Origin of the sequence: Acinetobacter sp. 1294596 (assembly GCF_000582925.1) — a bacterium.
GTDB classification, from domain to species: Bacteria; Pseudomonadota; Gammaproteobacteria; order Pseudomonadales; family Moraxellaceae; genus Acinetobacter; species Acinetobacter radioresistens.
This window is the reverse complement of the sequence record NZ_JFCC01000153.1, coordinates 1-315: the sequence shown is the minus strand read 5'-3', so window position 1 is coordinate 315 and position 315 is coordinate 1. Positions and strand designations below refer to the sequence as shown.

The window sequence follows — 315 nt, the reverse complement described above, 5'->3', positions numbered from 1 at the left end:
CAAAACTGATGATTTACCGTTAGATACTTGCTCCATTGTGGCAGTGCAAGTAAATGGGTAAGACAGATGCTTAATACGCTCAAAATTGAACGATGTACCCCATTTAATTGATTCACCCACCTGACCTACAAAATTTTCTCCTGATTGCAAATCCGCTTGATAAAAAACAGTAGTCGAATCGTATGGTTTACCATTAAAGTCACCTTTAGATGACTTAGCCCCCAAGATGATCAGTTCAGTTTTAAATTGCATTGATAAAATCCTTATATTGAGTTTGATTAACTAAAGAGACACCCACGAATAATGAGTAGTCTT

1 protein-coding gene is annotated in these 315 nt (G+C 36.2%); it reads right to left on the bottom strand.

What is annotated here, in order from left to right; all coding sequences use genetic code 11:
- Positions 1–252: hypothetical protein (locus tag J502_RS16335; RefSeq protein ID WP_034685374.1), on the bottom strand; the 252-nt coding region annotated here is incomplete at its 3' end.
- Between the last annotated feature and the right edge of the window lie 63 nt (positions 253–315).